Here is a 23,625-nt window from a genome sequence, read left to right as displayed (position 1 = left end):
GGCTGCATGCTGCAGCCCGGAGCGATACCTGCTGGTGCAGGGCTCCCGGTACGCCCGTCAGCCTGTACGCGGCGGCGCCCGGTTGGCCGCGCTCAGCTGGCGCGACCGGCGTAGTGGGTGGCAGCGCGCTCGACCAAGATGCTCTCGTGCAGCGACTCCAGCGCCATCACGCGGATCTTGCCGACGTCCTTCAGCGGCACCATGCGCTCGACATAGATCTCCGGCCCGGCGTCGGTCATTGCACGCGACTTGCTGAACCCGTAAGGCACAACACCCTTGTCGCCATCTTTGCTGCCACCGACATACAGAACGATCGACATGCCCACACCCTCGTTAACAACTGTGACTACGTTAGTGGCGCGAGCATAACGACCGTGCCGTGAGGAGCTTTCCACGCAGGTTAACGCCGGCTGTTTGCCGTTTGGTGACCGCCGCACCCGGGTCTGCGCCTGCACGACCGCTTCACCCGGTCTGCCCGTCCAATTGCGCTCCGCCCGCACGTACGACACCGCATGGACCTCAAAAGTGGTTACCCGTTCTGGTCGATCCGCAACGGGCTGATGCGCGCCTACCCGCGTCTGGAGCAGGACACCCAGTGCGAAGTCGTCATCGTCGGTGGCGGTGTCACTGCCGCCTTGATCGCACACGAACTGCTCAAGCACGGGCACGAAGTGGTGGTGGTCGAGCAGCGCGAGATCGGCTGGGGCAGTACGTCGGCCAGCACTGCCTTGCTGCAGTACGAAATCGATACGCCGATGATCGCGCTGGCCAACCACTACGGCATGCCGGCCGCCGCGCTGGCATACGGGGCATGCGCGCAAGCCATCCTCGACCTGCAAGGCCTTTGCAATACGTTGGGCGGCTGCGACTTCAGCCGTCAGGACAGTCTCTACTATGCGAGCCGGTCACGGGATCTCAACGACCTGCGCAGCGAACTGGATACGCGAAGAACCCACAAGCTTCCGGTGGAATGGATCGAGCGCGCACCCTTGTGGCACAACTACGGCGTGCGCTCGGAGGGCGCCATCCTCAGCCGCCTGGCCGCCGGCGTCGACCCGTACCGGCTGTGCTACCGCCTGTTTGCAGAAGGCGAGCAATACGGCGCGCGCATCTACGACCGCACCACAATTGCCGCGATCACACCCTATGACCAGCATGTTCAATTGCGCACCCAGGAGGGGGTCACGCTGCGCGCCCGGCACGTCATCCTGGCCGCGGGTTATGGAAACCAGCAGTGGCTGTCGCAGCGGGTGGCACGCAACCGCAGCAGCTACGCATTCGTGACCGATCCCCTGCACGACAGCGACATGGGCGCGCTCAAGCACACCATGATGTGGGAAACCGCGCGGCCCTATCTCTACCTGCGCAGCACGCCGGATGGACGCGTGGTGGCCGGCGGCGAAGACGACAGCGTCGATCTTCCCGCGCGTCGCGATGCGCGTGTCATGAGCAAGCTGAAAACGCTGCTGAAGAAAATCCACCAGACGATGCCGGATATCACCTTGCGCCCGGTATTTGCCTGGGGCGGCACCTTTGCCGAAACCGCCGATGGGTTGCCGTTCTTCGGCACGCATCCCGAACATGGGCCGCGGGTGTCGTTCGCCATGGCCTATGGCGGCAATGGCATCACCTATAGCGCCATCGGTGCAGGGTTACTGCGCGCACAACTGGAAGGCAGGCCTCACCCGTTGTCGGACCTGTTCGGTTTCTCGCGCTTGCGCTGAGCCCCCCATGGCCACCAGCCGTGGCCATGCAGCGCATATCCGTCGGCTGCCCGTTCCAGCGGATTGCGAACGTGGATGCCCCCGCACAGGAAATACACCGGCAGAAACAGCGGGCCGAGCAGCATGTACTGATAGACATGGGCCCGCTCATGATCGCCCAGGCGTACCGGCGGGTGCCGGCAAAGCCCGGCGGCATGCGCATAGGTGCTGCATTGCAGGTCGAGCGAGGCGCCCTTGAGCAGGATCACATTGCCCAACGTCATCGCCCCGCCCGGCCCCCATGGCCAGGCATGAAACACGATTGCGAGTTCCGCACCGGACCAGCGCGGACGCGCGCCGAAGCAGCTGCCCGTGGCGCCGATCGCAAGACCGAGCATGGTGTTGGGCAGCGTCCACACCGCGCCCAGCACATGCAGCGCGGACCACCCGCGCCGGGCGGGCGTCAGTCGGCCTGGTTGGGAATCAGCAGCCACAGGATCAGATAGACCAGGATGCCGGGAAACGCCGCCGAGGCGATCGACACGATCACGAACAGCACGCGCAGCAGCGTGGAACTCCAGCCGAAGCGGCGGGCGATGCCGCCGACGACGCCGGCGATCATGCGATCGTTGAGGGAACGGGACAATGCGGTGGTCGTGGCCATGGAAGGCTCCTTCGAACGTGGCGCCCAGTCTAGAAAGCGCAGCGACAGCGCGTCGTGATGGCTGCAGCGTCCGGTTTCACGTGCAGCGCAACGCGAACTCGCCTCACGCGTTGCCGCCCCGCTCCTGCAACCAACGGTGGATCGCCACCGGCACTTCGCGCTGCGCGCGCCCGGAGACATAGATGCCGATATGCCCGCCACGGAAACTCAGCTCGGTGTAGTCGTCGCTGCCGACCAGGCCACGCAATGCACGCGAGGCGTCGGGCGGCACCAGATGATCGTGCTCGGCATAGATGTTGAGCACCGGCATGTCCACCACCTGCAGATCGACCGCCTCCCCGCCGATGCGCACCTGCCCGGTCACCAGGCCATTGCGCTGATAGAACTGGGTGACGAACTCGCGGAATGCCTCGCCGGCCAGGTCGGGCGAATCAAAGATCCACTTCTCCATGCGCAGGAAATCTTCCAGCGCCTGCTTGTCGTCGAGGATGTCGAGCAAGCCGACGTATTTTTGCAGATTCAGGCGGAACGGCTTGAGCATCAGGTAACTGGCGTTCATCAGATCCGCCGGCACGTTGCCCATGGTGTCCACGAACAGATCCACATCGACCATGCGCGCCCAGTTGGAGAGCATGTTGTCGGGGGTATGGAAATCCACCGGCGTGACCATGGTGATCAGGTTGCGCACCTTCGGCCGCTGCAGCGCCGCGTAGCACAGCGCAAACGTGCCGCCCTGGCAGATGCCGAGCACATCGACCGCCTCCAGCCCCGACTGCGCACGCAGGTGGTCCACCGCGCCATCGATGTAACGCAGCAGATAGTCCTCCAGCGTGAGGTAACGCTCGGAGCGGTCCGGGTAGCCCCAGTCCAGCACGTAGACGTCCTGGCCGTGGCCCAGCAGGCCCTTGACCAGCGAGCGGTCGGCCTGCAGGTCGACCATGTATGGGCGGTTGACCAGCGCATAGACGATCAGCAGCGGCGTCCTGGCCACCGGCGCCTGCTCGCCGACAAAGCGGTACAGCACCACCTTGCCGTCGCGCCAGATTTCCTCGCGCTCGGTCACCCCGTAATCCACGTCTTCCACGCCGGGCAGCAACTTGAGCCCCTCGCGCAGCTTGCGCTGCATCGACAGGGTTTCCTGCATCAGGTCTTCGGCGCTGAATCCCAACGGGCCTTTCATGCCTGCGCTCCCCGTGGCTTGCGTGCGGCCGGCGTGCCGGGGGATGTGCCGCCGGAACGCCTGGAGGTGTTTTTCGACACCTTCGTGTCTTTCGTGTCTTTGGCCGGGGCGGTCTTCGCCGGCGATTTCCTGGCGGCGGACGGCTGGGGCACAGTGTCCGCCCTGGCTGCCGGGGCGCGCTTGGCCGTGGCCGGCGCAACCGGGTCAGCTGCCGCTGCAGCGGGCTTGCCGGCCGGGCTGGCCGCGGTGCGCAGCAGGCGCCGCACCGCACGTTCCAGCTCGGCGATGCGGCGGTGCGCGGCGTCCATCTCCGAACGCGTGGGCATCCCGAAACGTTCGCTCAGCTGCTCCACTTCTTCCTGCAGCGCGGCGCGCAAGCGCATATGCGCATTGGCAAAGCCGCCGTACACCTCACGAAACTGGTCGGACAGCGCGACGTCGGCATACGACTCTTCGGCAGCCTCGATCCACAGGTCGAACAAGGCACGCGCGCTGGTCAGCTGACTGCCGCTGGTTTCGTGCTCGCTCAGCTTGGAGGCAAACCGCCCGAATGCCTGCTCGATGGCCGACTTGAGTTGTTCGCCATAGGCCTGCGACTGCGCCTGGTATTCCTGCTGCGCACGGGCCAGCGTCTGCAGGCGCGCCTGGTGATTGCGGTTCAGGCCGAACGCCGGCATGTCCAGCCACGGCGCGTTTTCCTCCCGCCACTTTGCCAGGGCCTGCGCGGCGTCCTGCAGCCACGGGTCGAAGCCGCCCGGGCTGCCGCCACGCAGCGAGCCCAGCGTCCATTGCATCAGCTGCTCGCCCTGCCCCTGCACGGCGCGCCGCCAGGCCTCGGAGACCTCGTTGGCCGAGGTGTCGCGCCCGGCAAACTGCGCGGCCACCTGCTGCATGGTGCCGAACCAATCGCCGGCCTGATGACGAAAGCGGTCGGTCGCCTCCTGCGCCTGCGGTGCGGCCTGCGTGGGCAGCAGCTGCGACCACCAGTCCATCGCCTTGCGCCAATCCTGCGGTGGCTCGGTGCCCGGCCCCATGCCGGGAACGGCGCCGGGCTGCGCAGCGGCGCCGGACTGGCCGTGGCGCATGGCATCTCCCCAGGCGCTCCAGTACTGGCGCGCCTTGTCTTCGAAGTTGCCGTTGTCCGAACCGCTGGTTGCCATGATCCCTTCCCGTGACTGTCCACCAGCCATCCTACCGCGTGCGCCCGGCTGTACCGGTCAGGGTTTGGGGATCCGCAACGTCTTGCTGATCATCAGCGAGCCGGACACCGCAAACAGCAGCACCAACGGGTGGAACTGCCACGGCCCGAGCTGCCACTGGCCCCACCACAAGGTCTGGCCGATATGGCCACTGCTGGCGGCCACCGCCAGCAGGATCACCAGCAGCAGGCTGGTGGGAATCGGGGTGCCTTCGAAGTACGGCACCTTGTCGGCCTCGCCGGCGATCTCTTCGGCGGTGACGTTGTAGCGCGCCAGCCGGCTCACGCCGCAGCAGACGAAATAGCTCAGCACCAGCCAATCCCAGCCGCCGCGCATGCCGCAGGCATAGCCCAGTGCCGCAGGCGCCACCCCGAACGAGATCACGTCGGCCAGTGAATCCAGCTCGCGGCCCAGGGTCGAGGACGCCTTGCGCCAGCGAGCCACGTGGCCGTCCAGCGCATCGAACACGAACGCCAGCGGGATCAGCGCCATGCCCAGCAGCAGGTCGCCGCGATGGCCTTCCTGCAGGAAGCGCATCGACGCAAACACCGCGCCGGTGCCGCAGAAGGCGTTGGCCAGGGTGAACCAGTCCGCCAGTTGGAAATCGCGCAGCATCGAGAAATGGCGTTTCATGCGGAACCTGAGAAGTGCAAGGCGCAAAGGGTAACGCGCGCACGCCATGCAGGCGACCGTTTCGCGCCATGGGCTAGTCTGGCGGTCGACGCGGCCGGTCCGGCCGGGCACGATCAACGACGAGGGCAGCATGAAGCGCAGCATCCTGATCACCGGCGCAGGCAGCGGCATCGGCGCCGGTATCGCCACCGAGCTGGCTGCCGGCGGCCACCACCTGATCGTCAGCGACATGGACCTGGCGGCGGCCGAACGCACGGCGCAGGGCCTGCGCGCGACCGGTGGCTCGGCCGAAGCGCTGGCGCTGGACGTCACCGACGAGCACAGCATCGCGCAGGCATTGGCAAGCGCGACGCGTGCGCCGCAGGTGCTGGTCAACAATGCCGGGCTGCAGCAGGTGTCGGCGCTGGAAGACTTCCCGATGCAGCGCTGGGCCTTGCTGGTGGATGTGATGCTGACCGGCGCCGCACGGCTCGGCCGCGCGGTCCTGCCCGGCATGCGCGCGGCCGGCTACGGGCGCATCGTCAATATCGGCAGCATCCACTCGCTGGTCGCCAGCCCGTACAAGAGTGCCTATGTCGCCGCCAAGCACGGTCTGGTCGGCCTGGCCAAGGTCATCGCCCTGGAGACCGCCGACTGCGACATCACCGTCAACACGCTGTGCCCGAGCTACGTGCGCACCCCGCTGGTGGAGCGCCAGATCACCGACCAGTCGCGCACGCGCGGCATCGCCGAAGAGGCGGTGATCCGCGATGTGATGCTCAAGCCGATGCCCAAGGGCGCCTTCATCGACTACGACGAACTCGCCGGCACGGTCGCGTTCCTGATGTCGCATGCCGCGCGCAACATCACCGGGCAGGCGATCGCCATCGATGGCGGCTGGACCGCGCAGTAAACACGGCTGGCGAAATTTTCACCAGCCGACGTGGCGGCCTTGCGCCGCAAGGCGCGCGCGCAGTTGTCCACAGACTTGCGCAGGATCCATCCACAGCGGGTGTGGAGAAATGCGTGGAGACGAATGCGACCGGCATGTGGCCACAGCGTGCAACGCCCGCTTGCGCTTGCGCTCGCCAACCTTGTCCTGCGTGCATTGCCGTCACTGACCGAACTACACGGTCTAGGGAAGACAAGAAACAGTGCGCAGGCGCAGGAAGACACCGGCGGCCATCCGGCTGCGGCCGCGCTCGCCTGACGACTGCACCTGACCGGATCGCCACTCAGACGCGCGAGTACGTCCACGACTGCATGCGTCCGTCGCGATACGGCATCACGCCATGAAACGGGCGCGGGTCGCCATCGAAGACCAGCGGCAGGAAATTGCGGTCGCCCTCCCACATCGGCACCTGGTCCATGCGGTCGATCGCCACCCATTCCAGCGTGCCTTCCGGGTTGGAGGCCTGAGGCTCGCCTTCGAAGCTGTGGATCAGGAACACGAAGCCCAGCCAGTCCTCGCCATGCTTGCCGAATCCCGGCCAGCTGATGGTGCCGCGCAGTTGCATGTCGCCGCACTCCACACCGGCCTCTTCGCGAATTTCGCGGCGCATGCCGGCCAGCACGTCTTCGTCCGGCTCCACCTTGCCGCCGAGCCCGTTGTACTTGCCCAGATGCTGATCGCCGGGGCGGGCATTGCGATGGATCATCAGGACCTGGGTGCCGTCGGGCGACAACAAGTAACCGAGCGTGGCGACGATGGGGGTATAGGGCATGGCGGGCGATCTGACATCGAGCGCATCAGTATGACCGATGCCGCCCAAGCGGCGTGGCGCAGACTCAGCCGGCCGCGGCCTGCGCACCGGGGCGCGGTGGCGCCACGTACTCGGCATCCAGGCGCAAGGTGGCCACGCCATGGCCGCGCTCGGCCAGATAGTCCAGCCACTTGCCCAGGAAGGTGTTCATGCGCATGCGGTGGCTGATCAGCTCGGCCGGCGGCGGAAACAGGCCCATCACGTCCTGCCAGCGACGGCCGACATAGCAATGGGTGGTCTCGGCCTGGCGGGCATCGCGGTACAGCCGCACATAGGCCGACGGGTCCGGCTCGCCGGTCACCGGGTCGCACAGGTCGTAGGTCAGCCGCAGCTCGACCGTGTAGCGGTGGCATTCGATCACGTCCATACGCAGGTCCAGGCCATCGCCGATCGAGGACACGTAGGAGCCCGGAGCGAGGTCGGCCGGTGCAAACAACCGGGTCAGGTGCTGGAAGTTTTCTGCGTACAAGCCCATCAGCCAGCCGAACCGGCTCAACTTGGGGATGCGTTCGAGTTTACTCAGTGCTTGCGCCATGAACCGATCCTACACGCTGCGCTGCCGCACGGGCAGCATTGACGACCGGCCACCGGCAGGCCTACCTTGGCGGAGCACTGCCCCGCCCGCTGTGTTTCCTTGACGCTTGCCGACAAACCCTAATTACCCCACGGCAAACCGGGATCCTGAACGCGCTACGCAGCGCCCTAATCCCCAATCCCGCCACACCCATCCCCGCCTCAAAACATCTCGCGTTGCAGCCCCAGCGTGGACAACACCTTGCTGGAAATCTCCTCGATCGAGGTATTGGTAGTGCTCAATGTCGGAATGCGCTCCATCTGGAACATGCGCTCGGCGGTGGCCACCTCGCGCCGGCAGGTCTCTGCCGCGCTGTAGCGTGAATTGGCACGCCGCTCCTGGCGGATCTGCTGCAACCGCTCCGGGTCGATGGTCAGGCCGAACAGCTTGCTGCGGTAGTTGCGCAGGCGCGGCGGCAGGCGCTCGTTTTCCAGGTCTTCCTCGGTCAACGGATAGTTGGCGGCGCGGATGCCGTAATGCAATGCCAGGTAGATGCAGGTCGGCGTCTTGCCGGCGCGCGACACCGCCACCAGGATCACGTCGGCCTCGTCGTAATTGAGTGCGATGCCGTCATCGTGGCTCAGCGCAAAGTTCATCGCGTTGATGCGGCGGTGATAGGTCTCGAAATCCACCATGCCGTGCGCACGCCCCACCCGCGAATGCCGCGGCGCATTGAGCTCGCGCTCCAGCGGTTCGATGAAGGGCGCGAACACGTCCAGCATCAGGGCGCCGCTTTCGGCCAGGATCATGCTCAGTTGGGGGTCGACGCAGGAATTGACCACCACCGGGCGCACCTGGTACCGCTCGCCTGCCGCGCGCACGCGCAACGCCGCATCGCGCGCTTTTTCTGCATCATCAATGAACGACATGCGGTCGGTGACGAAGTTGAATCCGCTGAACTGCGTGAGCAGGCTATGCCCAATCGTTTCAGCGGTGATACCGGTTCCATCAGAGACGTAGAACACCGGCCGAATTGTTGACATCAAGACCACCTCTTTGAACTGGTGTCCAAAACTTACGGGTTCATGCTTGTGCAGATTCCGCTGTGCACTGCATCATAGCGGCTTCTTCCTACGGACGCGGCCATCCAGCCCGCTCGGGCGATGGCCATACGGAGCATCGCGCTTGAACGAGAATATCCTGTGGTTGCATGAGCTACGCCTGGCCGATCTGGCCCGCGTAGGCGGTAAGAATTCCTCGCTCGGCGAGATGATCGGCAACCTGGCCGGGCTTGGCGTCTCGGTTCCCGGTGGATATGCGACCACCGCCGAAGCTTTCAAGGACTTCATCGCGCATAACGATCTGTCCAAGCGGATCTTCGACAAGCTTGCAACGCTGGACGTCGAAGATGTTGGCGCCCTCACCATCGCCGGCAAGGAAATCCGCGGCTGGGTGATCGATGCGCCGCTGCAACCGGAACTGGACCGCGACATCCGCACCGCCTACGCACAGCTGTGCGCGGAAAACGGTGGCGGCGAGGTGGCCGTGGCGGTGCGTTCGTCGGCCACCGCCGAAGATCTGCCCGATGCCTCGTTCGCCGGTCAGCAGGAAACCTTCCTCAATGTCACCGGCGCCGACGATGTCGTGCACAAGGTCAAGGAAGTGTTCGCCAGCCTCTACAACGATCGTGCGATCGCCTATCGCGTGCATCATGGTTTCAAGCACGAAGACGTGTTCCTGTCGGCCGGCGTGCAGTTGATGGTGCGCTCGGGCGTCGGTGCGGCCGGCGTGCTGTTCACCCTGGACACCGAATCGGGCTTCCGCGATGTGGTGTTCGTCACCTCCAGCTTCGGCCTGGGCGAGATGGTCGTGCAGGGCGCGGTCAACCCGGACGAGTTCTATGTCTACAAGCCCACGCTGACTGCGGGCAAGCCGGCAATCCTGCGCCGCTCGCTCGGCAGCAAGGCGATCCGCATGGTCTATTCGGACGTGCCCGGCGAGCGCGTGCGTACCGAAGACACGCCGGTGGAACTGCGCAGCACCTTCTCGATCAGCGACGAAGACGTGCAGGAGCTCTCCAAGCAGGCACTGGTGATCGAAAAGCATTACGGCCGCCCGATGGATATCGAGTGGGCCAAGGACGGTGTCAGCGGCAAGCTGTTCATCGTGCAGGCGCGCCCGGAGACCGTGAAGTCGCGCAGCCATGCCACCCAGATCGAGCGTTTCTCGCTGGAAGCCAAGGACGCCAAGGTCCTGGTCGAGGGCCGTGCGGTGGGCGCCAAGATCGGCAGCGGCGTGGCCCGCGTGGTGCGTTCGCTGGACGACATGAATCGCGTGCAGGCCGGCGACGTGTTGATCGCCGACATGACCGATCCGGATTGGGAGCCGGTGATGAAGCGGGCCTCGGCCATCGTCACCAACCGTGGCGGCCGCACCTGCCATGCAGCGATCATCGCGCGCGAACTCGGCGTGCCGGCCGTGGTCGGTTCGGGCAACGCCACCGACGTGATCAGCGACGGCCAGGAAGTGACGGTCAGCTGCGCCGAAGGCGATACCGGCTTCATCTACGACGGCCTGCTGCCGTTCGAGCGCACCACCACCGACCTGGGCAACATGCCGCCTGCCCCGCTCAAGATCATGATGAACGTGGCCAACCCCGAGCGCGCGTTCGACTTCGGCCAGCTGCCCAACGCCGGCATCGGCCTGGCACGCCTGGAAATGATCATTGCCGCGCATATCGGCATCCATCCCAACGCGCTGCTGGAGTACGACAAGCAGGACGCCGACGTCCGCAAGAAGATCGACGCCAAGACCGCCGGCTACGGCGATCCGGTGAGCTTCTACGTCAACCGCCTGGCCGAGGGCATCGCGACGCTGACCGCCTCGGTGGCGCCGAACACGGTGATCGTGCGCCTGTCGGACTTCAAGTCCAACGAGTACGCCAACCTGATCGGCGGCACGCGCTACGAGCCGCATGAAGAGAACCCGATGATCGGCTTCCGTGGCGCCAGCCGCTACGTCGACCCGTCCTTCACCAAGGCCTTCTCGCTGGAGTGCAAGGCGGTGCTGAAGGTGCGCAACGAGATGGGCCTGGACAACCTCTGGGTGATGATCCCGTTCGTGCGTACGCTGGAAGAAGGCCGCAAGGTGATCGAAGTGCTGGAGCAGAACGGGCTCAAGCAGGGCGAGAACGGCCTGAAGATCATCATGATGTGCGAGCTGCCGTCCAATGCGTTGCTGGCCGACGAGTTCCTGGAGATCTTCGACGGTTTCTCGATCGGCTCCAACGACCTGACCCAGCTGACCCTGGGCCTGGACCGCGATTCGTCGATCGTGGCGCATCTGTTCGACGAGCGGAATCCGGCGGTCAAGAAGCTGCTGTCGATGGCGATCAAATCGGCGCGCGCCAAGGGCAAGTACGTGGGCATCTGCGGCCAGGGGCCGTCGGATCACCCGGAGCTGGCCGAGTGGCTGATGCAGGAAGGCATCGAGTCGGTGTCGCTGAATCCTGACACGGTGGTCGATACCTGGCTGCGTCTGGCCAAGCTGAAGAGCGAGAGCTGATGGGTATGCTGGGTGCAGTGGCGGCGGCGGCTGGAGCCGTCGCCGCAAGGCCCGTGGCGGCCAAGGCGGCGGAGCCGGCGTTCAACTGGGCAAACATCCCGTGGGCGCAGTACGTGCTCAACTGGGGACTGGCCCTGCTGATCGTGGTGGTCGGCATGTGGCTGGCCAAGCAACTTAGCCAGTGGCTGCACCGTGCGCTGACCCGCGCGCGCGTGGAAATCACGCTGACCAACTTCCTGCGCAATGTGCTGTATGCGTTGTTGCTGGTGCTGGTCTTCGTCACTGCGTTGAGCAAGATCGGCGTGCCGCCGACCTCGCTGATTGCAGTGCTGGGTGCAGCCGGCCTGGCGGTTGGTCTGGCGTTGAAGGATTCGCTGTCCAATATCGCTGCAGGCGTGATGCTGATCGTGCTGCGGCCGATGCGCGATGGCGACCACGTGGTGATTGCCGGCCAGGAGGGCATCGTCGACGAGATCCGGATCTTCCAGACGCGGATCCGTTCGTTCGACGAGCGCATGATTACCCTGCCCAACAGCACGATCACCACCTCGCCGATCGTCAACTACAGCACCCTGCCCAACCGGCGCCTGGAAGTGACGGTGGGCGTGGGCTACGGCGACGATCTGAAAAAAGCTCAGCAGCTGTTGCTGCAGATTGCCAAGGACAATCCGAACCTGCTTGAGTCGCCGGCACCGTTCGTGCAGGTCACCAACCTTGGCGAAAGCACGGTGGACCTGATGTTGTTCGCCTATGCGACCAATGGCAATTTCGGCGCCGCCAAGAGCACCACGCTGGAACAGATCCGCAACCAGTTGCTGGAAAACGGGCTCAATATCCCGTATCCGCAGCGCGACCTGCACGTGTACCACCACGATGCCGACGGCAAGCCCATCTCCGACCTGTTGCTGAGAGGCATCGCCGACGATGGCGACCTGAGCAAGGGACCGTCGCTGGCACGCTGACGCGCTGGATGGCGTGACGCAAAAGCAAAAGGCCGCATCGAAGGATGCGGCCTTTTTGCTGGATGCGCTGGCACCGTGTGCGTCTGCTACGCGGTCAGCGGCGAACCCCGCGCGCTGCTCGGCGCACGCAGGTCGCAACTGGACACCGTCAACACGCCACGCCAACCGCGTGCAACACCGCAGCCAGCGCTCAGCCCTGCGCCTTTGCCTGGGAATCGCCACCCAACGCGCCCATGAACTGGCGGTAGTGACGCAGCTCGTCGATCGAATCGCGCACATCGCTCAAGGCGGTGTGGGCCGAGCTCTTGGCAACCCCATTGGCCACTGTCGGCGCCCACCGCCGTGCCAATTCCTTGATGGTGGACACGTCCAGGTTGCGGTAATGGAAGTAGCGCTCCAGGCGCGACATCTGGCGGTGCAGGAAGCGGCGGTCCTGGCAGATCGAGTTGCCGCACATCGGCGAGGCGCCGGCGCGGATCCACTCGCTCAGGAAGGCCACCGTCTGCGCTTCGGCCTGGGCATGGGTGACCTGGCTGTCGAGCACACGCTGCCACAGGCCCGAACGGCGGTGCTGGTTGCGGTTCCATTCGTCCATGGCTTCCAGCGTTGCCAGCGGATGGGCGATGGCCAGTTCCGGCCCTTCGGCAAGCACGTTCAACTGCGCATCGGTCACGATGGTGGCGATCTCGATGATGGAATCGCGATCGGTATCCAGGCCGGTCATTTCCAGATCGATCCAGATCAGTCGGTCGTTGCCTGCAAGGGTGTCTGCCATGTCGCCGTCCTGTGGAGGGCCGTCGCCGGCCAGATGCTGAAGGGCGCGCATCATACCGCGGCCGCGCCGCTCAGGGCGCGAGGGGCGGCTTGCCACGCTTGGCCCTGAAGTAATTGGTCAGCCGCAGCCCCGCCTCGGCGGCCAGGACGCCACCGCTGACCTGCACGCGGTGGTTGTGGCGCGGGTCGGCGGGCAGGTCGAACACGCTGCCGCAGGCGCCGGTCTTGGGGTCGCTGGCAGCGAATACCACCCGGGCGATACGCGCATGGATCATCGCCATTGCGCACATCGCGCACGGCTCCAGCGTGACGTACAACGTGCAGCCGATCAGCCGATGGTTGGCCAGGCGGCGGCCGCCTTCGCGCATGGCCATGATCTCGGCATGCGCGCTGGGATCGTGGCTGGCGATATTGAAGTTCCAGCCTTCGCCCAGCACGTTGCCCCGCGCATCGACCAGCAGCGCGCCGACCGGGATCTCGTCAAAGTCGCGTTCGGCACGCTCGGCCAGCTGCAGGGCGCGTTGCATCCACTGTCGGTCGATAAGCGCCTGCGCCGCGTCGACCGACGTTTCCACCGGCATGCTCACGCGGCGCTGCCGCCCTGGCGATCCAGGAACGCGGCGAACGCGGCCACGGTGGCTTCGCTGACATGGTGCTCGATGCCTTCGGCATCGCGCCGCGCGGTGGCCTCGTCGATGCCCAGCGCGAGCAGGAAGCGTTCGACGATCTGATGGCGCTGCCGGCTGGACGCGGCCAGCGCCTCGCCGGCCGGGGTCAGGAACACACCACGATACGGGCGCTGCACCACCCAGCCGTCGCGCACCAGCCGCTTGAGCATCTTGGCCACGGTCGGCTGGGCCACGCCCAGGCGCGCGGCGATATCGACCTGGCGCGCCTCACCGCCGTCGACCAGCAGATCGGAGATCAGCTCCACGTAGTCCTCGACCAGCTCGGCGCGGCGCGCTTCGCGCACCTGACGGAAGCTCTCCATGTGCACCTGCGCGTCGATCAGCGCCGGCGCGGCTGCTTCCAGCTTTTCGCTCTTGCCCACCCTCATCCCCGTCATCACGTCCGGCGCCAGTGCCGGGATGCGTAGTTTGAAGCACGCAGCCGATCATTACGATTTAAATTGCCAATGCTCAACAGCATAGCAGTTGCTATATCATCCATATGACCCTAGCCAGCCTGCCCCGCATGTCCGCCGATCTCCGTCCCAACGCAGCCCTGCCCCTCCCCTCGCCGGCAGCGGCCCATGGCGGGCTGGGCGACCACCACGCCAGCGTCGCCGTACCCAAAGGCGGCCACTGGTGGTTCCGGCTGCTGGCGTTTCTGGGCCCGGGCTACATGGTGTCGGTCGGGTACATGGACCCCGGCAACTGGGCCACCGACCTGGCCGGCGGCTCGCAGTTCGGCTATCTGCTGCTGTCGGTGATCCTGTTGTCCAACCTGATGGCGATCGTGCTGCAGAGCCTGTCGGCACGGTTGGGCATCGCGACCGGACTGGATCTGGCGCAGGCCTGCCGGGCGCGTTACCCACGCGGGGTGAACCTGGCGCTGTGGGGCATCTGCGAACTGGCGATCATCGCCTGCGACCTGGCCGAGGTGATCGGCACCGCCATCGCGTTGAAGCTGTTGTTCGGCATTCCGCTGACCGTGGGCGCCATCATCACCGCGGTGGACGTGGTGCTGGTGCTGCTGCTGATGAATCGCGGTTTCCGCGCGCTGGAAGCGTTCGTGATCGCGCTGCTGTTGATCATCTTCGTGTGCTTCGGCATCCAGATCGCGCTGGCGGCACCACCGCTCGCGGCAGTGCTGGGCGGCTTCATTCCGCGTGCGCAAGTGGTCACCGACCCGCATGCGCTGTATCTGGCGATCGGCATCATCGGTGCGACGGTGATGCCGCACAACCTGTACCTGCATTCGTCGATCGTGCAGACACGTGCGTACCCGCGCACCGATGTTGGCCGCAAGTCGGCGCTGCGCTGGGCGGTGACCGACAGCACCGTGGCGTTGATGTTCGCGCTGTTCATCAATGCCTCGATCCTGATCCTGGCGGCGGCGGTGTTTCATGCGCAGGGCCGTACCGATGTGCAGGAGATCGAACAGGCCCATGCCCTGCTCGCACCGATGCTCGGCGTGGGCCTGGCCTCGACGCTGTTTGCCGTCGCGCTGCTGGCTTCCGGCGTCAATTCCACCGTCACTGCCACGCTGGCCGGGCAGATCGTGATGGAAGGCTTCCTGCAATTGCGCTTGCCGCCGTGGCTGCGCCGTCTGCTCACGCGTGGCATCGCCATCGTGCCGGTGGTGATCGTGACCTGGCTGTATGGCGAGGCCGGGACCGCGCGGCTATTGGTGCTGAGCCAGGTGGTGTTGTCGATGCAGCTGCCGTTTGCGGTGATCCCGCTGGTGCGCTTCGTGTCCGACCGTGCGTTGATGGGCGCGCTGGTGGCACCGCCCTGGCTGGTGCGCATCGCCTGGGTCATCGCGACGGTGATCGTCGGCTTGAACCTGAAGCTGCTGTGGGATACCGCGCTGCAGTGATCTGTCTCGGCGACCAGCGGCGGTGATCTGCCCGTCCGGTCGAGGCTGATGCACTGGCGGCGCCTCGCAGATACCGAGTGCACAACGGCCGACGCCGGACGCCGCAGCTTTCTCATCTCCGGCACGGCCGTCGTGGCAGCGTTGCCGCTGCCGGGCTTGGCCAGTGCTGCCCCGGCGTGACGCGCTCACCCCACCGCCCCAACCGACCAACAACGGAGTCAAGCCGATGTCCAATTTCGTCACCCGCCCCGACGGCGCCACCATTTTTTACAAGGACTGGGGCAAGGGCCAGCCGGTCGTGTTCTCGCACGGCTGGCCGCTCAGCGCCGATGCCTGGGATGCGCAGATGCTGTTCATGGGCCAACAGGGCTTCCGCGTGATCGCGCATGACCGCCGCAGTCATGGCCGCTCGTCGCAGACCTGGGACGGCAACGACATGGACACCTATGCCGACGACCTGGCGGCGGTGATCGAAACGCTGGACCTGCAGGACGCGATCCTGGTCGGCCATTCCACCGGCGGCGGCGAAGTGGCGCATTACGTCGGCCGCCATGGCAGCAAGCGCGTGGCCAAGGTGGTGCTGGTCGGCGCGGTGCCGCCGCAAATGGTCAAGAGCCCGACCAATCCCGGCGGCCTGCCGATGAGCGTGTTCGACGGCATCCGCGACGGCGTGGCCAAGGACCGCTCGCAGTTCTATCAGGACCTGACCACCCCGTTCTTCGGCGCCAACCGCGATGGCCACAAGGTCACCCAGGGCATGCGCGACGCGTTCTGGCTGCAGGGCATGCTGGGCGGCCACAAGGGCCAGTACGACTGCATCCAGCAGTTCTCCGAAGTGGACTACACCCCGGACCTGGAGAAGATCGACGTGCCCGCACTGGTGGTGCATGGCGACGACGACCAGATCGTGCCGATCGACGCATCCGGCAAGCTGTCGGCCAAGATCATCAAGAACGCCGAACTGAAGATCTACGCCGGCGCTCCGCATGGCCTCACCGTGACCCACGCCGATCAGTTCAACCAGGATCTGCTCGCGTTTGCAAACGCCTGACCTGGTTCGATTCGGGTTACTGAGCCGACTCGCGAGAGTCGGCTTTTTCGTGCGCTCCTGATTCGCATCGCCCGTTCGAAGTGCGCAAGATCCACTGCGCCGTTTTTTTTCCCCTGCTCACGCCCATTCCGCCGCGACCTGCGATGCGGTCGAGCCTGCTTGAACGCTCGGCCACATGGCACACCTGCCGCCCTGTCAAATCGACCGGCTTGCGCTATGGTATGCACCGCTAGCGGCGTGGGGGCCGCTTCAGCATCGTGTACAACCGCCGATAACGGCTAGGTCCGACCGCTGCCGGGGAGCTGCGGCGCACTCGATCCAATCACTAAACGCGTTCAGGGGAATTGCGATGCTTCGTCACTCTTTGCGGGTGCGCCTGCTGTTGCCGGTGCTGGCCTTGGTGCTGGTCGTGGTGGCGGCACTGACGGTCATTCTGGCCATTACCGAAGCGAACCGGGTCAGGTTCGAGGCCGGCGACGCGATCGAGCGCCAGTCGGTGTCCCTGCAGACCTTGTTCTCGGTCACCCGCGCGATGATGCTGGACCGCGTCAATTCCTCCATGCGCCAGCTGCGCAAGGAAGCCAACGCACACGGCGCTGCAAGCATCGGCAACGAAGTGCGCGTGGGCGAGCGCAATGCCAACGACCTGCTGCTGGGCCAGAAGGCGCAGGCCAACGACTTCGACATGCTCGACGATGTCACCGCCATCCACGAAGGCACCGCCACGCTGTTCTCGCGTACCGGCGATGACTTCGTGCGCATCTCCACCAACGTCAAGAAGGACGACGGCAGCCGCGCCGTCGGCACCGTGCTCGATCCCAACGGCCAGGCCGCCGCCAAGCTGCGCAACGGCGAAAGCTTCTACGGCGTGGTCGACATCCTCGGCAACCCGTACGTCACCGGCTACGAGCCGATCTTTGCGGGCAACGACAAGCGTGTGATCGGTGCCTGGTACGTCGGCTACAAGGCCGACACGCAGGCGCTGGAAAACGTGGTCAGCAGCCGTCGCGTGCTCGACTCCGGCTTCATCGCCGTGTTCGACAGCAAGAACACGCTGCGCTTCCAGTCCACCACCGGTGCCACCACCGACACCGCCACCATCGAACGGATCGTCAAGGACACGCCGGACGACTGGGTCGTGACCAAGCAGGAAGTGCCGGACTGGGGCTTCACCCTGGTCTCGGCCTACCCCAAGAGCGACGTCAATGACGTGATCGTGCGCCAGTCGCTGTGGATCGCCGGCATCGGCCTGCTGGTCTGCGCCTTGCTGCTCGGCCTGCAATGGGCGTTGATCTGGAGCCGCGTGCTGCGCCCGATCCAGCACCTGACCACCGTGGCCGAAGAGCTGAGCCTGGGCAAGTGGAACCACACCATCGACGAGGTCAACCTCAAGGATGAAATTGGTACCCTGGCGCGCGCCATTTCCCGCCTGTCCAACAGCGTGCGGCTGGCGATGGAACGGCTCAGCAAACGCTGAGCCCCGCGCACCCACTTCGTACCAGATGATGCAAGGAAGACGCCATGTCCACTGAATTCCGTCCGCTGATCGACGTGCTGCGCGAGCTCAAGGCGCTGGCACTGAAGAAGGCGTCCGGCTTTCTGTTCGTCGTCACCGAGGAGAACCACTCCTGCATCGTCCGCCTCAACGCCGGGCAGATCGAAGAAGTGGTGTTCCGCATGTTGCGCAATGACGAGGCGGTACAGCGCCTTACCATGGTCAACGCGGCCAAGGCCCGCTTCCAGGCCGACCCCGGTGCCGGCATGGGCAAGCCGTCGCTGCTGAGCGACGACGCGCGGCAGTGGTTGATGGGCGGTTTCGAACAGGATCTGGGTGGTGCGCCGACACCGCCGCGCGCACCGGTTGCATCGGCGCCGGCACCGGTCGCTGCAACGCAGGTCGCCGCAACGCAGGTCGCCGCACCGAGCGCAACATCTGCATCCGCGGGAGCGGGCTTGGCACCCGACGAGCGGGTGCGCGATGCGCTGGAAAAGGTCGCGCTGAATTATCTTGGCCCGATCGCCGGCATGCTCTGCGACGAAGCCTGGGACGCATCGAGCGACATCGAGCAGGTGCTCAACCAGCTGGGCGCCAACCTCTCCACGCCGCAGGAAACGCAGAAGTTCATGGCCGATGCCCGTGTGGCGCTGGCCAAGGTGCGCTGAAGAAGATCGGCGGCGGCGCGGCGCAGCACAATCGACGTCGACATCTTCAAGCGCTACGCACTGCTTTCCAGTACGGCGCGCAACTGACGATGTACCACTGAACGCAAACCTGTCGGCTAACTGCACGCCCTGACGAAAAGGCGCCTCACGGCGCCTTTGTCGTTCAACTCATTCCCACTCGATCGTCGCCGGCGGCTTGCCGGAGATGTCGTAGACAACGCGCGAGACGCCGCGCAGTTCGTTGATGATGCGGTTGCTGACCGTGCCAAGGAAGTCGTACGGCAGGTGCGCCCAGTGCGCGGTCATGAAGTCGATGGTTTCCACAGCGCGCAGCGCGATCACCCATTCGTAGGCGCGTGCATCGCCGACCACACCCACCGACTTGACCGGCAGGAACACCGCAAATGCCTGGCTGGTCTTGTCATACAGATCGGCCTTGCGCAGTTCATCGATGAAGATCGCATCGGCCTTGGCCAGCAGTTCGGCGTATTCGCGCTTCACTTCGCCCAGGATGCGCACACCCAGGCCCGGACCGGGGAACGGATGGCGGTACACCATCGTGCGCGGCAGGCCGAGTTCGACACCGAGGCGACGCACTTCGTCCTTAAACAACTCGCGCAGCGGTTCGACCAGGCCAAGCTTCATGTGCTCGGGCAGGCCACCGACGTTGTGGTGGCTCTTGATCACGTGCGCCTTGCCGGTCTTGCTGCCGGCCGACTCGATCACGTCCGGATAGATCGTGCCCTGCGCCAGCCACTTGGCGTTGGCCAGCTTGTTGGACTCTTCGTCGAAGATCTCCACGAACAGGTTGCCGATGATCTTGCGTTTGGCTTCCGGGTCGCTGACGCCTTCGAGCTTGGCGAAATAGCGGTCGGCCGCGTTGACGCGGATCACCTTCACGCCCATGTGCTCGGCGAACATCGCCATCACCTGGTCGCCCTCCTGCCAGCGCAGCAGGCCGGTATCGACGAACACGCAGGTCAGCTTGTCGCCGATCGCCTTGTGCAACAGCGCGGCCACCACCGACGAATCCACGCCGCCGGACAGGCCGAGAATCACCTCGTCATCGCCCACCTGCTCGCGCACGCGCGCGATCTGGTCGTCGATGATGTTGGCCGCCGTCCACAACGTCTGGCAGCCGCAGACATCGACCACGAAGCGACGCAGCAAGGTCTGGCCCTGCAGCGTGTGTGTCACTTCCGGGTGGAACTGCACGCCGTACCAGCGCTTGTCCTCGTTGGACATCGCCGCCACCGGAATGCGGTCGGTCACTGCAGTGACAGTGAAACCCGGCGGCACCTGCGACACATGGTCGCCGTGGCTCATCCATACGTTCAAACGCGACGAACCTGCATGGTCGGTCAAGCCTGCGAACAAGGCATCGGCTGCCACCACATCGACTTCGGCATGACCGAATTCGCGCTGATCGGCCGCTTCCGTAGCACCGCCCAGCTGCGCCGCCAGCGTCTGCATGCCGTAGCAGATGCCGAACACCGGCAAGCCGCTGTCGAACACTTCCTGCGGCGCGACCGGCGCACCCGGCAAGGTGGTCGACTCGGGACCACCGGACAGGATGATGCCCTTGGCACCGAAGCCGGCAATCTCCAACGGGTCGTGATCCCAGGCCCAGATCTCGCAATACACCCCGATCTCGCGGATGCGCCGCGCAATCAGCTGGGTGTACTGCGCGCCGAAATCGAGGATGAGGATCTTGTCGCTATGGATGTTGGTCATTGGCGCCGGGAATCGGGAACGGGGAATCGGGAATGGGAAAAGCGGCGCAGACGCTGGTTCATCGATTCCCGACTCCCGATTCCCCATTCACGCATGGGCATCAGCCCATCCGGTAATTCGGCGGTTCCTTGGTGATCTGCACGTCGTGGACATGGCTCTCGCGCTGGCCGGCACCGGTGATGGTGACGAACTTCGGCTTGGTGCGCATTTCCTCGATGGTCGCGCAACCCACGTAGCCCATCGTGGCGCGCAGGCCGCCGATCAACTGATGGACGATGCCGCCGACCGGGCCGCGATACGGCACGCGCCCTTCGATGCCTTCCGGCACCAGCTTGTCGGCATCGCTGGAATCCTGGAAATAGCGGTCCTTGGACCCCTTCTCCATCGCGCCCAGGCTGCCCATGCCGCGGTAGCTCTTGTAGCTGCGGCCCTGGAACAGTTCGACCTCGCCCGGGGCCTCCTCGGTGCCGGCGAACAGGCCGCCGACCATCACCGTGGAGGCGCCGGCGACCAGTGCCTTGCCGATGTCGCCGGAATAGCGGATGCCGCCATCGGCGATCAACGGAATGCGGTCCTGCAGCGCCTCGGCAACCATGTCCACCGCGGTGATCTGCGGCACGCCGACACCGGCGACCACGCGCGTGGTGCAGATCGAACCCGGACCCACGCCGACCTTGACCGCATCGGCGCCGGCGTCCATCAGCGCCAGCGCGGCATCGCCGGTGACGATGTTGCCGCCGATCACCTGCAGCTGCGGATACGCCTTCTTGACCCAGGCCACGCGATCGATCACGCCCTGCGAATGACCGTGCGCGGTATCGACGATCACTACGTCCACGCCCGCCGCAGCCAGTAGTTCGATGCGCTGCTCGGTATCGCCGCCCACGCCGACCGCCGCGCCGACCAGCAGGCGCGTGGACCCGTCCTTGGCGGCGTTGGGGTTGTCGGTCTTCTTCTGGATGTCCTTGACCGTGATCAGGCCGCGCAGCTCGAAGCTGTCGTTGACCACCAGGATCTTTTCGATGCGGTTGCGGTGCAGCAGCTCCAGCACTTCCTCGTCACTGGCGCCTTCGCGCACGGTGATCAGGCGATCCTTCTTGGTCATGATGTGGCGGACCGGATCGTCGAGCTTCTTCTCGAAGCGCATGTCGCGGCTGGTGACGATGCCGACCAGTTCGCTGCCATCCACCACCGGCACGCCGGAGATGTTGCGCGCGCGGGTCAGCTTGAGCACCTCGCCGATGGTCGTGTCCGGGCTCACCGTGAACGGCTCGGTGATCACGCCGGATTCGAACTTCTTGACCCGGGCGACTTCGCCGGCCTGCTGCGCAGGAGTCAGGTTCTTGTGGATGATGCCAATGCCGCCCAGCTGGGCCATGGCCACCGCCAGGCGGTGTTCGGTCACTGTGTCCATCGCGGCCGAGAGAATCGGCAGTTTCAGGCGCAGATCGCGCGTCAGCCGGGTTTCCAGGCTGACGTCCTTGGGCAGGACGATCGAATGGGCGGGGACGAGGGAAACGTCGTCGTAGGTGAGAGCTTCAGCCTGGATGCGGAGCATCGGCGGACCCGAGTTTGGGGAAGCGCGGCATTTTACCCTGAAAGCCTTCACGAAGACACAACGCGACTGCAATGCAGCGTTACGCGCGCGCCTCAGCCAGCCGCGTCGGCCGCTTCCAGCGTGTTCTGCATCAAGGTGGCGACCGTCATCGGCCCCACCCCGCCCGGCACCGGCGTGATCCAGGCCGCACGTTGCACGGCCGCCTCGAACCCCACATCGCCGACCAGGCGGCCATCATCCAGTCGATTGATGCCGACATCGATCACCACCGCGCCCGGCTTGACCCATTCGCCGGGAATCAGGCCCGGTCGCCCCACCGCCACCACCAGGATATCGGCATTGCGCACGCTGGCTTCCAGCACTGCGGGCGGGGTGAACTTGTGGCAGCTGGTGACCGTGCAACCGGCGATCAGCAGTTCCAGCCCCATCGGCCGGCCCACGTGATTGCTCACGCCCACGATGGTCGCATTGCGGCCGCGCACCGGCTGGTCGGTGTGCGCCAGCAAGGTCACGATGCCGCGCGGTGTGCACGGACGCAGGCCGAATTCGCGCAGCGCCAGATGCCCGACATTCTGCGGATGGAATCCATCGACGTCCTTGCGCGGATCGATACGCTGGATCAGGCGGTTGGCATCGGGGATGCCGGGCAACGGCAGCTGGATCAGGATGCCGTGAATCTTGGGGTCGGCATTGAGCTGGTCGATCAGCCGCGCCAGCTCGGCCTCGCTGGTGCCTTGCGGCAAGTCGTAGTCGAAGGCCTCGATACCAACCTTTTCCGCCGCACGCCGCTTGTTGCGCACATATACCGACGAGGCCGGATCGCCACCGACCAGTACCACCGCCAGCCCGGGGCGCGTCCTGCCGGCGGCCAGGCGTGCATCCACGCGCAGCTTCAACCCGTCGAGCAGTTCCTCGGCGATGCGGCGACCATCGAGAAGGCGGGCCGGAGCAGAGGCAGCTGGCGCGGAAACGGTCATGGGGCGTCAGGTGTAGAGTCGAAGGCCGTCTATTGTCCCCGATTCCGCCATGACCGACACCACCTCGACACCCGATTCCACCACCACGTCCATCGAAGCGGCCGCATTTCGCCGTCTGTTGCAGCATCTCAACCAGCAGCGCCCGGATGTGCAGAACATCGACCTGATGATCCTGGCCGGCTTCTGCCGCAACTGCCTGGGTGACTGGTACCGCGAAGCTGCCGAAGCGCAGGGCCAGCCGATGAGCAAGGAGCAGGCGCGCGAAGCGGTGTACGGCATGCCGTTTGCCGACTGGAAGCAGCGGCATCAGAAAGACGCCACGCCCGAGCAGCTGGACGCCTTCGCGGCCGCTCAACGCCGGCACGGCTGAGTCAATCGGGCTGTCCCCCAGGCCGGCACCTCGGCGCCGGTCGCTCAATGCCCCGAGGCGTTCTCGACCGGCTACGACAACTGCATCGCGACGCCGGATCTCGCGGGCAATGGCGGCGGCCTCGTCCACGCCCAGCTCGACCAGGGCCGCCTGCCGGGACGCCAGCGCCGACGCGAAGGTTCGCGACCCTGGCACTCCACTCCGGCGGCGACCAACTGCACTGCGTGCTCACGGCCGCAGGCGCGCATCAGCACGTTGGCCCGCCGTGTCGATCACCAACGGCACGGCGGTCTGGC

The 23,625-nt window shown here is 65.6% G+C and carries 24 protein-coding genes; 9 read left to right on the top strand and 15 right to left on the bottom strand.

The window, feature by feature from the left end; genetic code table 11:
* Positions 1–92: 92 nt before the first annotated feature.
* The gene (locus CPBF1521_RS10850; protein WP_016904406.1) at positions 93–320 is read right to left on the bottom strand and encodes a hypothetical protein; all 228 of its coding nucleotides are present in this window, start codon (positions 318–320) and stop codon (positions 93–95) included.
* 192 nt (positions 321–512) lie between these two features.
* Here CPBF1521_RS10850 and CPBF1521_RS10845 point away from each other — a divergent pair, with 192 nt between their 5' ends.
* Positions 513–1,724, top strand: a complete 1,212-nt coding sequence (locus CPBF1521_RS10845) for an NAD(P)/FAD-dependent oxidoreductase (protein ID WP_115676945.1) — start codon at positions 513–515, stop codon at positions 1,722–1,724.
* On the opposite strand, the gene CPBF1521_RS10840 is transcribed toward CPBF1521_RS10845, so the two are convergent.
* The 5 genes from CPBF1521_RS10840 to CPBF1521_RS10820 all read right to left on the bottom strand — a co-directional run bounded on the left by CPBF1521_RS10840 (position 1,682) and on the right by CPBF1521_RS10820 (position 5,427).
* On the bottom strand, positions 1,682–2,101 hold the full coding sequence (locus CPBF1521_RS10840) for a hypothetical protein (protein ID WP_181901209.1): 420 nt from the start codon (positions 2,099–2,101) through the stop codon (positions 1,682–1,684). The two genes, CPBF1521_RS10845 and CPBF1521_RS10840, sit on opposite strands and share 43 nt — an antisense overlap.
* Before the next feature lie 65 nt (positions 2,102–2,166).
* Entirely contained in the window at positions 2,167–2,367 is a 201-nt protein-coding gene (locus tag CPBF1521_RS10835; protein WP_016904409.1) for a PspC domain-containing protein, read from the bottom strand.
* Between the two features lie 103 nt (positions 2,368–2,470).
* Positions 2,471–3,547 carry a class III poly(R)-hydroxyalkanoic acid synthase subunit PhaC gene (locus CPBF1521_RS10830; RefSeq protein ID WP_016904410.1) on the bottom strand — a complete coding sequence of 359 codons (1,077 nt, stop codon included), beginning with the start codon at positions 3,545–3,547 and terminating at the stop codon, positions 2,471–2,473.
* Positions 3,544–4,710, bottom strand: a complete 1,167-nt coding sequence (gene phaE / locus CPBF1521_RS10825) for a class III poly(R)-hydroxyalkanoic acid synthase subunit PhaE (RefSeq protein ID WP_181901208.1) — start codon at positions 4,708–4,710, stop codon at positions 3,544–3,546. Before phaE ends, CPBF1521_RS10830 begins: the two co-directional genes overlap by 4 nt.
* Before the next feature lie 54 nt (positions 4,711–4,764).
* Positions 4,765–5,427: a CDP-alcohol phosphatidyltransferase family protein gene (locus CPBF1521_RS10820; RefSeq protein ID WP_180497015.1), complete on the bottom strand. Its 663-nt coding sequence runs from the start codon at positions 5,425–5,427 to the stop codon at positions 4,765–4,767.
* A gap of 82 nt (positions 5,428–5,509) precedes the next feature.
* Here CPBF1521_RS10820 and CPBF1521_RS10815 point away from each other — a divergent pair, with 82 nt between their 5' ends.
* Positions 5,510–6,271, top strand: coding sequence for a 3-hydroxybutyrate dehydrogenase (locus CPBF1521_RS10815; protein ID WP_115677117.1), 762 nt, complete (start codon positions 5,510–5,512; stop codon positions 6,269–6,271).
* Between the two features lie 322 nt (positions 6,272–6,593).
* Here the strand turns inward: CPBF1521_RS10815 and CPBF1521_RS10810 are convergent, their stop codons facing one another.
* From CPBF1521_RS10810 to ppsR, 3 genes are all read right to left on the bottom strand, one after another.
* A complete protein-coding gene (locus CPBF1521_RS10810) occupies positions 6,594–7,082 on the bottom strand; it encodes an NUDIX hydrolase (protein ID WP_104582543.1) in 489 nt (162 codons plus the stop codon).
* 64 nt (positions 7,083–7,146) lie between these two features.
* A complete protein-coding gene (locus tag CPBF1521_RS10805; protein ID WP_115676942.1) occupies positions 7,147–7,656 on the bottom strand; it encodes a DUF1249 domain-containing protein in 510 nt (169 codons plus the stop codon).
* A gap of 200 nt (positions 7,657–7,856) precedes the next feature.
* Positions 7,857–8,678, bottom strand: a complete 822-nt coding sequence (ppsR, locus tag CPBF1521_RS10800) for a posphoenolpyruvate synthetase regulatory kinase/phosphorylase PpsR (RefSeq protein ID WP_024939184.1) — start codon at positions 8,676–8,678, stop codon at positions 7,857–7,859.
* Between the two features lie 142 nt (positions 8,679–8,820).
* Here ppsR and ppsA point away from each other — a divergent pair, with 142 nt between their 5' ends.
* Both ppsA and CPBF1521_RS10790 read left to right on the top strand, forming a co-directional pair.
* Positions 8,821–11,199: a phosphoenolpyruvate synthase gene (ppsA, locus tag CPBF1521_RS10795; protein ID WP_104582541.1), complete on the top strand. Its 2,379-nt coding sequence runs from the start codon at positions 8,821–8,823 to the stop codon at positions 11,197–11,199.
* A complete protein-coding gene (locus CPBF1521_RS10790) occupies positions 11,199–12,161 on the top strand; it encodes a mechanosensitive ion channel family protein (RefSeq protein WP_115676941.1) in 963 nt (320 codons plus the stop codon). The genes ppsA and CPBF1521_RS10790 overlap by 1 nt, the downstream gene beginning before the upstream one ends.
* A 190-nt stretch (positions 12,162–12,351) precedes the next feature.
* Here the strand turns inward: CPBF1521_RS10790 and orn are convergent, their stop codons facing one another.
* The 3 genes from orn to mntR form a co-directional block, all read right to left on the bottom strand.
* A complete protein-coding gene (gene orn / locus CPBF1521_RS10785) occupies positions 12,352–12,936 on the bottom strand; it encodes an oligoribonuclease (RefSeq protein WP_104582713.1) in 585 nt (194 codons plus the stop codon).
* A gap of 70 nt (positions 12,937–13,006) precedes the next feature.
* Positions 13,007–13,516, bottom strand: coding sequence for a tRNA adenosine(34) deaminase TadA (tadA, locus tag CPBF1521_RS10780; protein WP_115676940.1), 510 nt, complete (start codon positions 13,514–13,516; stop codon positions 13,007–13,009).
* A gap of 2 nt (positions 13,517–13,518) precedes the next feature.
* Complete coding sequence (mntR, locus tag CPBF1521_RS10775) at positions 13,519–13,986, bottom strand: manganese-binding transcriptional regulator MntR (RefSeq protein ID WP_024939187.1); 468 nt, start codon at positions 13,984–13,986, stop codon at positions 13,519–13,521.
* Positions 13,987–14,129: 143 nt separating this feature from the next.
* On the opposite strand from mntR, the gene CPBF1521_RS10770 reads away from it, so the two are divergent.
* The 4 genes from CPBF1521_RS10770 (at position 14,130) to CPBF1521_RS10755 (ending at position 18,690) form a co-directional block, all read left to right on the top strand.
* On the top strand, positions 14,130–15,476 hold the full coding sequence (locus CPBF1521_RS10770; RefSeq protein ID WP_115676939.1) for an Nramp family divalent metal transporter: 1,347 nt from the start codon (positions 14,130–14,132) through the stop codon (positions 15,474–15,476).
* 226 nt (positions 15,477–15,702) lie between these two features.
* Complete coding sequence (locus CPBF1521_RS10765) at positions 15,703–16,527, top strand: alpha/beta fold hydrolase (protein ID WP_104582537.1); 825 nt, start codon at positions 15,703–15,705, stop codon at positions 16,525–16,527.
* Between the two features lie 349 nt (positions 16,528–16,876).
* A complete protein-coding gene (locus tag CPBF1521_RS10760; RefSeq protein ID WP_115676938.1) occupies positions 16,877–18,004 on the top strand; it encodes a Cache 3/Cache 2 fusion domain-containing protein in 1,128 nt (375 codons plus the stop codon).
* Positions 18,005–18,048: 44 nt separating this feature from the next.
* Positions 18,049–18,690 carry a DUF8082 domain-containing protein gene (locus CPBF1521_RS10755; protein WP_115676937.1) on the top strand — a complete coding sequence of 214 codons (642 nt, stop codon included), beginning with the start codon at positions 18,049–18,051 and terminating at the stop codon, positions 18,688–18,690.
* 168 nt (positions 18,691–18,858) lie between these two features.
* On the opposite strand, the gene guaA is transcribed toward CPBF1521_RS10755, so the two are convergent.
* The 3 genes from guaA to folD form a co-directional block, all read right to left on the bottom strand.
* Positions 18,859–20,424, bottom strand: a complete 1,566-nt coding sequence (guaA, locus tag CPBF1521_RS10750) for a glutamine-hydrolyzing GMP synthase (protein WP_115676936.1) — start codon at positions 20,422–20,424, stop codon at positions 18,859–18,861.
* A 100-nt stretch (positions 20,425–20,524) separates the two neighbouring features.
* A complete protein-coding gene (guaB, locus tag CPBF1521_RS10745) occupies positions 20,525–21,982 on the bottom strand; it encodes an IMP dehydrogenase (protein ID WP_016903541.1) in 1,458 nt (485 codons plus the stop codon).
* A 92-nt stretch (positions 21,983–22,074) separates the two neighbouring features.
* Positions 22,075–22,959, bottom strand: coding sequence for a bifunctional methylenetetrahydrofolate dehydrogenase/methenyltetrahydrofolate cyclohydrolase FolD (gene folD, locus CPBF1521_RS10740; protein WP_104582533.1), 885 nt, complete (start codon positions 22,957–22,959; stop codon positions 22,075–22,077).
* Between the two features lie 49 nt (positions 22,960–23,008).
* Between folD and CPBF1521_RS10735 the strand changes: the two genes are divergently transcribed.
* Entirely contained in the window at positions 23,009–23,329 is a 321-nt protein-coding gene (locus CPBF1521_RS10735) for a DUF1244 domain-containing protein (RefSeq protein WP_104582532.1), read from the top strand.
* The last annotated feature ends 296 nt before the right edge of the window (positions 23,330–23,625 follow it).

Source organism: Xanthomonas euroxanthea (assembly GCF_900476395.1).
GTDB lineage: Bacteria > Pseudomonadota > Gammaproteobacteria > Xanthomonadales > Xanthomonadaceae > Xanthomonas > Xanthomonas euroxanthea.
Note: the sequence above shows the minus strand (reverse complement) of the source record. Positions and strands in the feature narration are given on the sequence as shown.